10 protein-coding genes are annotated in these 11808 nt (G+C 45.2%); 8 read left to right on the top strand and 2 right to left on the bottom strand.

Annotated features, from left to right (window positions below):
- Window positions 1-27: 27 nt before the first annotated feature.
- The 5 genes from rfbD to ABLU96_RS16750 all read left to right on the top strand — a co-directional run bounded on the left by rfbD (window position 28) and on the right by ABLU96_RS16750 (window position 4912).
- The gene (gene rfbD / locus ABLU96_RS16770) at window positions 28-918 is read left to right on the top strand and encodes a dTDP-4-dehydrorhamnose reductase (RefSeq protein WP_014230058.1); all 891 of its coding nucleotides are present in this window, start codon (window positions 28-30) and stop codon (window positions 916-918) included.
- 15 nt (window positions 919-933) lie between these two features.
- On the top strand, window positions 934-1488 hold the full coding sequence (rfbC, locus tag ABLU96_RS16765) for a dTDP-4-dehydrorhamnose 3,5-epimerase (RefSeq protein ID WP_014230057.1): 555 nt from the start codon (window positions 934-936) through the stop codon (window positions 1486-1488).
- 173 nt (window positions 1489-1661) lie between these two features.
- Window positions 1662-2828: a UDP-glucose 6-dehydrogenase gene (ugd, locus tag ABLU96_RS16760; RefSeq protein WP_064407099.1), complete on the top strand. Its 1167-nt coding sequence runs from the start codon at window positions 1662-1664 to the stop codon at window positions 2826-2828.
- 190 nt (window positions 2829-3018) lie between these two features.
- Complete coding sequence (locus ABLU96_RS16755; RefSeq protein WP_064404567.1) at window positions 3019-4026, top strand: NAD-dependent epimerase; 1008 nt, start codon at window positions 3019-3021, stop codon at window positions 4024-4026.
- Window positions 4027-4438: 412 nt separating this feature from the next.
- The gene (locus tag ABLU96_RS16750; RefSeq protein ID WP_074189013.1) at window positions 4439-4912 is read left to right on the top strand and encodes a UDP binding domain-containing protein; all 474 of its coding nucleotides are present in this window, start codon (window positions 4439-4441) and stop codon (window positions 4910-4912) included.
- Between the two features lie 573 nt (window positions 4913-5485).
- Here ABLU96_RS16750 and ABLU96_RS16745 read toward each other — a convergent pair.
- Window positions 5486-5608, bottom strand: coding sequence for a small membrane protein (locus ABLU96_RS16745; RefSeq protein ID WP_004138729.1), 123 nt, complete (start codon window positions 5606-5608; stop codon window positions 5486-5488).
- Window positions 5609-6079: 471 nt separating this feature from the next.
- Window positions 6080-7084: an NAD-dependent epimerase gene (locus ABLU96_RS16740; protein ID WP_064404568.1), complete on the bottom strand. Its 1005-nt coding sequence runs from the start codon at window positions 7082-7084 to the stop codon at window positions 6080-6082.
- Window positions 7085-8389: 1305 nt separating this feature from the next.
- On the opposite strand from ABLU96_RS16740, the gene ABLU96_RS16735 reads away from it, so the two are divergent.
- The 3 genes from ABLU96_RS16735 to ABLU96_RS16725 are packed head-to-tail and all read left to right on the top strand — an operon-like array spanning window position 8390 to window position 11803.
- Window positions 8390-9157: an ABC transporter permease gene (locus ABLU96_RS16735; RefSeq protein WP_004138730.1), complete on the top strand. Its 768-nt coding sequence runs from the start codon at window positions 8390-8392 to the stop codon at window positions 9155-9157.
- On the top strand, window positions 9157-9897 hold the full coding sequence (locus tag ABLU96_RS16730; RefSeq protein ID WP_004852439.1) for an ABC transporter ATP-binding protein: 741 nt from the start codon (window positions 9157-9159) through the stop codon (window positions 9895-9897). Before ABLU96_RS16735 ends, ABLU96_RS16730 begins: the two co-directional genes overlap by 1 nt.
- A 13-nt stretch (window positions 9898-9910) precedes the next feature.
- Complete coding sequence (locus ABLU96_RS16725) at window positions 9911-11803, top strand: DUF4422 domain-containing protein (RefSeq protein WP_032719826.1); 1893 nt, start codon at window positions 9911-9913, stop codon at window positions 11801-11803.
- The last annotated feature ends 5 nt before the right edge of the window (window positions 11804-11808 follow it).

The following is an 11808-nucleotide window of genomic DNA, read 5'->3' as shown; positions in this document are numbered from 1 at the left end:
TGCCGGTCATCATTGGGATATTAACGTATGAAAATTTTACTGATTGGCAAAAATGGCCAGGTGGGCTGGGAGCTGCAGCGTGCGTTGTCCACGCTGGGCGAAGTGGTTGCCGTGGACTTTTTTGATAAAACGCTGTGCGGTGATCTTACCAACCTGGAAGGGATCGCGCAGACGGTCCGTACGGTAAAACCGGATGTAGTGGTGAACGCGGCTGCCCATACTGCGGTGGACAAAGCGGAAAGCGAGCGCGAGCTTTCCGATCTGCTGAACGATCGGGGCGTGGCGGTGCTGGCAGAAGAGTCAGCGAAGCTGGGGGCGCTGATGGTGCACTACTCAACGGACTATGTGTTTGACGGTCAGGGAAGCCACTATCGTCTGGAAGATGAGGCGACCGGGCCGCTGAACGTGTACGGCGAAACCAAACGAGCCGGGGAAATCGCGCTGGAGCAGGCGAATCCGCGCCATCTTATTTTCCGTACCAGTTGGGTATATGCCACCCGCGGGGCAAACTTCGCTAAAACGATGCTGCGTCTGGCAGGTGAGAAAGAGGCGCTGTCGATTATTAACGATCAGCACGGTGCGCCAACCGGCGCAGAGCTGCTGGCGGACTGTACGGCAATCGCCATTCGTGAAGAACAGCGCAACCGTGCTGTAGCCGGGACCTATCATCTGGTGGCCAGCGGGGAAACCAGCTGGGCGGAGTACGCGGAATTTGTTTTTGAGGTGGCGCGGTCGCACGGCGCAGAGCTGGCAATCAAAGCAGTAAGCGGTATCCCCACCACGGCCTACCCAACGCCGGCAAAACGTCCGCTGAACTCACGGCTGTCGAATGAGAAATTCCAGCGTGTATTTGGCGTGACGCTGCCGGACTGGCGCCAGGGCGTGGCGCGCGTGGTAACAGAAGTTCTGGGCAAGTAAACGGGCAGAAATATTATGAATATTATTAAGACAGATATCCCTGAAGTGCTGATTTTTGAGCCTCGTGTTTTCGGCGATGCGCGCGGTTTTTTCTTTGAGAGCTTCAGCAGTAAAGTATTTGATGAAGCAGTAGGGCGGAAAGTGGAGTTTGTTCAGGATAACCACTCTCAGTCGCAGAAAGGCGTGCTGCGCGGATTGCACTATCAGCTTGACCCGCATGCCCAGGGCAAACTGGTTCGCTGCATTGAAGGCGAGGTGTTTGATGTGGCGGTCGATATCCGCCGTTCATCGCCAACGTTTGGTAAATGGGTGGGGGCGGTACTGAGCGCGGAAAACAAGCGTCAGCTGTGGATTCCGGAAGGGTTTGCCCATGGCTTCATGGCGTTGAGCGAAACGGTGCAGTTTGTGTACAAGGCCACGAACTATTATGCGCCGCAGTCTGAGCGGAGCATTATCTGGAACGATCCGGAGATTAATATTCAGTGGCCGGAGATTGCAGACTGTACGCTCTCTTTATCTGATAAGGATTTGCAGGCTCATACCTTAAAGACAGCTGAAGTATATAAATAAGCATAAAATATAGCTTCATTTACTGTATAGGCCCTTTATAGGCCTATACAGTATTTCAGAGACCTTTGGTGTCTTGCTTGACTTACATTGTTCCTGAGAGTAGAAACATCAACAGTTTTGCTTAATTTGCGGCCATCCGCCGCCGTCCAGTTAACTGATTAAAGTGTGATCGAATGAAAATTACTATTTCCGGTACCGGTTATGTTGGTTTATCGAATGGCATCCTGATTGCGCAAAACCACGAAGTGGTAGCGCTGGATATCATTCAATCCAAAGTTGATATGATTAACCAAAAGATTTCTCCGATTGTCGATAAGGAGATCCAGGAATATCTGGCGGAAAAACCGTTGAATTTTCGCGCGACAACTGACAAGCATGATGCCTATCGTGATGCAGATTATGTCATTATCGCTACGCCCACTGACTACGATCCGAAAACGAACTACTTCAATACTTCGACCGTTGAAGCCGTTATTCGTGATGTCACCGAGATTAATCCAGACGCGGTAATGATTATTAAATCCACCATTCCCGTTGGCTTTACGCGTGATATTAAAGAGCGCCTGGGCATTGATAACGTCATTTTCTCTCCTGAGTTTCTGCGTGAAGGCCGCGCGCTTTACGACAACCTGCACCCGTCTCGTATCGTCATTGGCGAACGTTCAGAACGCGCGGAGCGTTTTGCTAATCTGCTGAAAGAAGGTGCGATTAAGCAGGATATCCCGACGCTGTTTACTGACTCTACCGAAGCTGAGGCGATTAAGTTATTCGCCAATACCTACCTGGCGCTGCGCGTAGCCTACTTTAATGAACTGGACAGCTATGCTGAAAGCCAGGGTCTGAACAGTAAACAGATCATCGAAGGCGTGTGTCTCGATCCGCGAATCGGTAATCACTATAACAATCCATCCTTTGGCTATGGCGGCTACTGCCTGCCGAAAGATACCAAGCAGCTGCTGGCAAACTACGAATCTGTGCCGAATAACATCATCGGTGCCATCGTCGATGCTAACCGCACACGTAAAGATTTTGTCGCTGACTCTATCCTGGCGCGCAAGCCTAAAGTCGTTGGTATCTATCGCCTGATCATGAAGAGTGGCTCCGATAACTTCCGCGCTTCCTCAATTCAGGGCATCATGAAGCGTATCAAAGCCAAAGGTATTCCGGTCATTATCTACGAACCGGTTATGCAGGAAGATGAGTTCTTTAATTCCCGCGTGGTTCGTGACCTCGATGCTTTCAAGCAGGAAGCAGACGTGATTGTCTCGAACCGAATGGATGAGGAACTGGCAGATGTAGAAGGAAAAGTTTATACCCGAGATCTGTTTGGTAACGATTAATATTTTATAATTTGGCTGTATATTTTTTCAGCCAAATTTATATTATGTTTATACGATTGAGCTATATTGATTGGCTTTGATGAAGCTGTGTTTAGTGTATTTGTAAAATTGCTTTGCTATTCTGGGTGGTTATGTTGGATGGTGAAGGATATTATAGGCAATAATTGAGTTTTTATTAGGAGTTGACGGTATGAAATATTTGGTTACCGGTGCGGCAGGTTTTATTGGGTTTCATGTAAGTAAACGGCTGCTGAACGATGGGCATCAGGTCGTTGGGATCGATAATATTAATGATTATTATGATGTGAATTTAAAAGTATCCCGTCTGAAAAAATTAGAAGCCCCGAATTTCATTTTTCACAAAATAGATTTGGCAGACAGGGAAGCTATTGCCCGGCTTTTTGCGGAAGAAAAATTTGCACGGGTCATTCATCTTGCCGCGCAGGCAGGAGTTCGCTACTCCCTGGAAAACCCGTTCGCTTATGCTGACGCTAACCTGATCGGTTATCTGAACATTCTTGAAGGCTGCAGACACAATAATGTTGAGCATTTACTCTATGCCTCATCCAGTTCGGTCTATGGCCTGAACCGTAAAATGCCGTTCTCTACGGAGGATTCGGTTGATCATCCGGTTTCGCTGTATGCCGCCACCAAAAAAGCGAATGAACTGATGGCGCATACCTACTCACATCTTTATGGCATTCCAACCACCGGACTGAGATTCTTCACCGTCTACGGCCCGTGGGGCCGTCCGGATATGGCGCTGTTCAAATTTACGAAAGCCATGCTGGAAGGCAAGAGTATTGATGTCTATAACTACGGCAAGATGAAGCGCGACTTCACCTACATTGACGATATCGTGGAAGCGATTATTCGCGTGCAGGATGTTATCCCGCAGGCTAATCCGGAGTGGACCGTTGAAGCGGGTTCACCAGCAGATAGCTCTGCACCATACCGGGTGTATAACATCGGCAACAGCTCACCAGTGGAGTTGATGGATTATATCACTGCTTTGGAGGATGCGTTGGGGATTAAAGCTGAAAAGAATATGATGCCGATCCAACCTGGAGATGTTCTGAATACTAGTGCGGAAACAAAAGCATTGTATGAAACAATAGGCTTTAGACCGGAAACTCCTGTCCAGGAGGGTGTCAAAAAGTTTGTTGACTGGTATAAAGAGTATTACAAATGGAACTAATATACTGCAATTCAATTATCTTGTTGCACATATGAAAATTGAAATAATTTGAACTGTTTTTATCATGACTTAATGTTATCTATATCTGTCGTTTGGAAAAGAATAAACAGTAGTGATTTTTCAATTCTCGCGAGGTTTGTGACTTCGATGCCTTCGGGTAAGAAGGAGTCGTGATTGCTTCAAACTGTATGGCTGAGTAACTTTCAGACATTGCTAATAAAGTCTATACCCGCGGGTTGTTTGGTAACGACTAACACTTTCTGGTCGGTGGCCTTAGCTATCGGCCAGAGTTTCTCTCCTGATATCTCCACTCCTAAATCTTCTACTTATTCATGTTTCATGAAATAAATATTTTTCTAGCTTCTTTCAAGCCTGGTATCTCCTAAAAACGTGGGTTTGACCTCCTCCCGGCATTGGATACAACAATCAAATCGGTAATCACTATAACAATCCATCCTTTGGCTATGGCGGCTACTGCCTGCCGAAAGATACCAAGCAACTGCTGGCAAACTACGAATCTGTACCGAATAACATCATCGGTGCCATCGTCGATGCTAACCGCACGCGTAAAGATTTTATCGCTGACTCTATCCTGGCGCGCAAGCCTAAAGTCGTTGGTATCTATCGCCTGATCATGAAGAGTGGCTCCGATAACTTCCGCGCTTCCTCAATTCAGGGCATCATGAAGCGTATCAAGGCCAAAGGTATCCCGGTCATTATCTACGAACCGGTTATGCAGGAAGATGAGTTCTTTAATTCCCGCGTGGTTCGCGATTTCGACGCGTTCAAACAAGAAGCTGACGTGATTGTCTCAAACCGAATGGCTGAAGAGCTGTCGGATGTCGCTGACAAAGTGTATACCCGCGATTTGTTCGGTAGTGACTAAATCCCCCCTCTGGCCGGCAGATGCGCTGTCGGCCAGAATTTTCCTCTCTTCTGAAGGGGGCAACTATTCGCCTGACGAATCGTATTGCCCCTCTTCCCCGGCCCAACTCCCTAAAAAACGTGACCTCGCTTAAATTCTTCAATCGATCATCTTGTCCCAACCATTGAGGTCGGATATGTTAAATTCACCTTGTGAAGAGCTACCGTCACTGTGATGTAGACGCTGGAGATAAGCGCCGGAAGGTAAAACAGAGCCTGCTTGCAGGCTTTTGTTGTTTCTGGATCCCGGGTTCTCAGGCGTACTGCGTTGCGGTGAGGCGCTGATTGATATTGACACGGGAAGTTGCGGGATCTTTCAAGGGAAGGGCGCAGGCATAGCAAACGCAAGCCATTCATGGCCATGAGAATAGCGTGCTGATGCTAAGGATATAGTATCAGTTTAATATGACATTTTTATTTTAAAAAGATATCCAATGCCAGCTGTAAAGACTATGCGTATCCCCACCGCTGGCAGTGTTTCATTCTTATATTATTATTTCCTATGCCTGTATTATAATTATATTAAGTTTTCTTTTCACCACTTTCGTTTGTTAAAAGTCAGCTTGGTCTTTTTCTGATCTTTGATATAAGAAATCAGAAAATAGACTGAAACAATCAACAGGATGGCAGCAACTGCTAAGAAAATTATGTTTGCCATAATGCGTACCAGAATGAAAGGAATATTATAAATCCGTTTGCCTGCGAACTAATATCTTTGCAAAAGCATGCCTTTGCCTGCTTAACATAGCCTGAATTTAAGAAAATTCCTATATGGTATTTGTGGTTTTTTTTTGAGAAAAGTGGAAAAAACTTTTTCATTGCCGTTACGTTGAACAATAGCGCTGTGGCCGACTTTGCTGGCAGACTGATGAGCTGGGGATTGTTTGCTTTATAAGGTAATGCTCTTCAGTGAGGGTAATGGAAGTGGCTTAGATGAGAGTTTGTTGAAGGTTTTGTTTGCTTCGTGTTAAATCTGCGTTTATGTATTGTGTGGTTTTCAGCGGCAGGTCATGAATAAATGACGTATCTCAACTCGCAGCTGGATGGATAAGTTTATCCAATGACCATTTCCGATATAAAAAGCCGCAGTAGCGTTCTGCTGCGGCTAAATCCACAATGCCTGATATGACTACGCCTTGTAATAGGCTTTATACCAGTCAACGAAGTTCTTCACCCCCTGGCTAACCGTCGTTTGTGGCCTGAATCCCACCGCATCATACAGCGGCCTGGTATCTGCGCTGGTTTCCAGCACATCGCCGGGCTGTATCGGCATCATATTTTTCTCCGCCACCATCCCCAGAGCCTCTTCCAGAGCAGTGATGTAATCCATGAGCTCAACCGGTGAGCTATTCCCGATGTTATACACCCGGTATGGCGCCGAGCTATCCGCTGGTGAACCCGTTTCAACGGTCCATTCCGGATTAGGCTGCGGGATAATGTCCTGCATCCTTACAACCGCCTCAACGATATCGTCAATGTAGGTGAAGTCGCGCTTCATCTTGCCGTAGTTGTAGACATCAATGCTCTTGCCTTCCAGCATGGCTTTCGTAAACTTGAACAGCGCCATATCCGGACGGCCCCACGGGCCGTAGACGGTGAAGAATCTCAGTCCGGTGGTTGGAATGCCATAAAGATGCGAGTAGGTATGCGCCATCAGTTCATTCGCTTTCTTGGTGGCGGCATACAGCGAAACCGGATGATCAACTGAATCCTCCGTAGAGAACGGCATTTTACGGTTCAGGCCATAGACCGAACTGGATGAGGCATAGAGCAAATGCTCAACGTCGTTGTGTCTGCAGCCTTCAAGAATGTTCAGATAACCAATCAGGTTAGCGTCAGCATAAGCGAACGGGTTTTCCAGGGAGTAGCGAACTCCTGCCTGCGCGGCGAGATGGATCACTCGGTTAAATTTCTCGTTAGCAAAAAGCCGGGCAATACCTTCACGATCCGCGAGATCGATTTTGTGAAAACTGAACAGTGGAGATTGCAGTAAATCCAGACGGGCCTGCTTAAGATTGACGTCATAATAATCGTTCATGTTGTCGAGGCCGACAACCTCATGACCCGCCTCCAGAAGGCGCTTGCAGGTATGAAAGCCGATGAATCCTGCGGCTCCAGTTACTAAAAATTTCATATTCATCCTCTGGGGTGACTGTGTCCCGCTATCTATTCGTTGATTTTACACTGGCTTGCCGCGTGGATCACCTGCTTTACCGTTGCTGATTATGTTCATGTGTTCGCTGGGGAAGCGCTGGCGTCCGGATAGTATCGAGAATGTACTGGCGTTCTGTAGTTTCAATGAAATTCATTATCCGTGCTTTATGATTAGCAAGATAATGATTGCGTATGGTTTGATCGCGTACTCAGGATTCCCTGTTCTGCCTGAACGGTTTATGCCCCGGAGAATTAACGCAGATTAAAATTGATTTTATGTTTGAGTTTACAATTATTTCACATTGAAGGCGGCTTTTTAAGATTTTCCTTTTTAAATCAAACGCTTATTTTCATTGCTGTATTTTGTTTAAATTATGTTTACCTCCTGAATCATTTGCAATATGAATTGATTGGCAACGTATTTTCATTTTTATTCCTATAGACCAGCGCTATAATGCTGCTGCTCATTTGCATGACCATTGTGTTGTCAGCTTAATCAGCTATCCTGTGCGCAGCATTAAATATGACACTAAACTGATTGTTGGCGTCATTTCAATCAATATTGGAGCACAGTTTGCGCTGATTCATCAGAAGATGAATGGGTAGATAACGGAGACAGAGCCCTGTGACGCATGAAAAACAGGCTTGTCGGAAGAGCGAATTGAGAAATTCCTGATGGATGAGGCGAAAGCAAACAGCGAGAGTGTGCCCCTGCTTGAATCTTTATCGTTTTCAAGCGAGCAACACCCGGTGTCACGGGCGGCCACTTTTTCGACAGCCGCTGTTTAACCTCAGGACGGCGTTGAGCCAGTGCGCTGTGGTTGTGATAACCGGCGCTGGAGATGTTGACAGACAAGATAGATGAATCATTACGCAGTTTGGTTGCGACAGCCAAGGGCGGTAGCGTGATTTAAAGCTATCTCATAACATTAAGGGGAGGGGGTATCTGACTGTAAAATAGCAGTTTTTACTGTTTGCCATGAAACAGCACATTAACTGGTCATCTCCAGGTCAGCATCTCACTTGTCCCAGTTCGGTATGCAAGATCTACAATGGTCGGCTGCTGCCAATGCATTAAAGCGGAGACAAAACTCGGGAAAATCTTGCTTTAATCTATGTGCTTAGGTTTTCAGCTCGTATGCTCAAGTCACGGTATCTACCGGCAATCTATAAGTTCGGGCGTTAGAGCTATCGCAGCTGACGGGGGTTTAGTCAGCTACAACGCGAAATCTAAAGTGCATAACAAAATGCTTAAAATTTCGTAGAATAATTTATGAGTATAAAAATGAAGTATAATCTAGGGTATTTATTTGACCTGCTTGTTGTTATCACTAATAAAGATCTAAAGGTACGGTATAAAAGTAGCGTGTTTGGTTATTTATGGTCAATTGCCAATCCTTTGCTTTTTGCGATGATCTACTATTTTATTTTCAAACTGATCATGCGTGTTCAGATACCTAATTATACCCTTTTTCTAATAACGGGGCTGTTTCCCTGGCAGTGGTTTGCAAGCTCAGCAACAAATTCACTTTTTTCATTTATTGCTAATGCGCAAATTATTAAAAAAACTGTATTTCCGCGCTCAGTTATCCCGCTCAGTAATGTCATGATGGAAGGGTTACACTTCTTGTGTACCATTCCTGTCATCGTCGCTTTTCTTTTTGTATACGGTATGCGTCCTTCGCTTTCGTGGCTGTGGGGAATACCGCTCATTGCTATCGGGCAGGTGATATTCACCTTTGGCATATCCATAATCTTTTCAACGTTGAATCTATTTTTTAGAGATCTGGAAAGATTTGTGACTCTCGGTATTATGTTAATGTTCTACTGTACGCCCATTTTATACGCATCCGATATGATTCCGGCAAAATATAGCTGGGTTATTGACTATAACCCTCTGGCGAGTATGATTTTAAGCTGGCGCAACTTATTTATGGATGGGGTTTTAAACTATGAGCATATTTCAGTATTATATTTGACGGGTATAGTGCTGACGGTTATCGGTCTGAGTATTTTTAATAAATTAAAATATCGCTTTGCAGAGATCTTGTGATGGAACCAGTAATTGATTTTAATAATGTGACAAAAGAGTATCCACTTTACCATCATATTGGCTCAGGTATTAAAGATTTAATATTTCATCCCAAAAGAGCATTTCAATTACTGAAGGGCCGCAAATATCTTGCTATTCAGGATGTTTCTTTTACGGTCGGTAAAGGAGAGGCCGTTGCGCTCATCGGGCGAAATGGCGCAGGTAAAAGCACATCTTTGGGGCTGGTTGCCGGCGTGATAAAACCCACAAAAGGATCGGTCACCACGCGTGGGCGAGTCGCTTCAATGCTTGAGCTGGGCGGCGGCTTTCATCCAGAATTGACGGGGCGCGAGAACATTTTTCTTAATGCCACACTTCTTGGGTTACGCCGTAAAGAGGTGCAGCAGCGAATGGAGCGCATCATTGAATTTTCCGAATTAGGAGAATTTATCGATGAGCCGATCCGCGTCTATTCTAGCGGTATGCTAGCGAAGCTTGGTTTTTCTGTTATCAGTCAAGTTGAGCCTGATATTTTGATTATCGATGAAGTGCTTGCCGTCGGCGATATTTCTTTTCAGGCCAAATGTATCAAGACGATTAAAGAGTTCAAAAATCGTGGCGTGACAATATTGTTTGTTAGCCACAACATGAGTGATGTGGAAAAGATATGCGATCGGGTTGTCTGGATCGAAAATCACCGTCTGCGGGAAATCGGTTCTGCTGAAAGAATCATCGAACTTTATAAACAAGCAATGGCCTAAATCTGGTAATTAAATGAATAGTATTAAGATCTATACCTGTCATCATAAGCCGAGCGCATTCCTTAATGCATCGATTATCAAACCATTGCATGTAGGTAAAGCCAACTCCTATAATGATATCGGCTGTATTGGCGATGATACAGGTGATAATATTTCGTTTAAAAACCCTTTTTACTGTGAGTTAACAGCACATTATTGGGTTTGGAAAAATGAATCTCTTTCTGATTATGTCGGCTTTATGCATTATCGCCGACATCTGAACTTTTCCTCAGAGCAGAGCTTTCCCGAAGATAATTGGGGCGTCGTTAATTCACCCGTTATTGATGCAGAGTATGAAAAGCAGTTTGGTTTAACCGACACGGCAATCCAGGATTGTATTTCAGGGTTTGACCTGCTGTTACCAAAGAAGTGGTCTGTGACCTCTGCCGGCAGTAAAAATAACCTCGATCATTATGAGAAAGGTGAGTTTTTACATATAAAGGACTATCTGGCTGCCCTGGAGGTTGTCGAAGAGCTTTATCCGGATTATAAAGCGGCTATTCAGCAGTTTAACAATGCCACAGATGGCTATTACACGAACATGTTTGTGATGCACAAAGATATGTTCGTGGATTATTCAGAATGGCTCTTCGCGATTTTGACTAATCTTGAAAGCCGCATCTCTATGAATAATTATAACGCGCAAGAAAAGCGTGTTATTGGACATATTGCTGAGCGTCTTTTTAACATTTATATTATTAAGCAGCAGCAAGACCGGGCCCTGAAAGTTAAAGAACTTCAGCGCACTTTCGTGACGAATGAGACATTCAACGGCAAGCTGGAACCGGTTTTTCCTCACGCTGCGCCGATAGTCATCAGTTTTGATGACAACTATGCCATCAGCGGTGGAGCCTTAATCAACTCCATTGTTCGTCATTCTGATAAAAACACCCATTATGATATTGTTGTGCTGGAAAATAAGGTGAGTAACCTTAACAAGCAGCGCTTACTAAAACTGGTCTCGGCCCATACAAACTTTTCACTGCGTTTCTTTGATGTGAATGCCTTTACTGAATTGAATGGCGTACATACCCGCGCGCACTTTAGCGCATCAACCTATGCTCGCTTGTTTATTCCGCAGCTTTTCCGTGAATATGAGAAGGTCATTTTTATCGATTCCGATACTGTGGTGAAGGCCGATCTTGCGACTTTGCTTAATGTCGACCTCGGCACAAACCTTGTTGCCGCCGTTAAAGATATCGTGATGGAAGGCTTCGTCAAGTTTGGTGCGATGTCGGAGTCGGCAGATGGCGTGATGCCCGCCGGCGAGTATCTGCAAAAAACGCTTAAAATGACCAATCCGGATGAGTATTTCCAGGCGGGAATTATCGTTTTTAACGTTGCCCAGATGGTGCAGGAAGATACCTTCTCAGCGCTGATTAAGACGCTCAAAGAGAAGAAGTACTGGTTCCTCGACCAGGACATCATGAACAAAGTCTTCTATGGCCGGGTTGAGTTTTTACCGCTGGAGTGGAATGTCTATCACGGTAATGGCAATACGGATGACTTTTTCCCCAATCTCCAGTTCGCAACATATATGCGCTTTTTAAAAGCCAGAAAGAACCCGAATATGATTCACTATGCCGGGGAGAATAAACCGTGGAATACGGACAAGGTTGACTTTTATGACGATTTCCTGGAAAACGTCATCAATACGCCATGGGAAAAAGAGACCTATTTCCGTCAGTTATCTCCGGTAAATTCATCAAGTCCTGCGCAAACTGCAGGGCAAACGCCAGTTCTGCTTCAGACTAAGATCAAAAAAGCGTTGATGCCTTTCCTTAATAAATATGCTCCTGTCGGTTCACCGAGGCGAAACACGATAACAAAATACTACTATAAAGTTAGACGCTCAATTCTTGGTTAAGGCTG

The sequence above is a fragment of the Klebsiella sp. CN_Kp106 genome, from assembly GCF_040064575.1.
GTDB classification, from domain to species: Bacteria; Pseudomonadota; Gammaproteobacteria; order Enterobacterales; family Enterobacteriaceae; genus Klebsiella; species Klebsiella michiganensis.
Note: the sequence above shows the minus strand (reverse complement) of the source record. Positions and strands in the feature narration are given on the sequence as shown.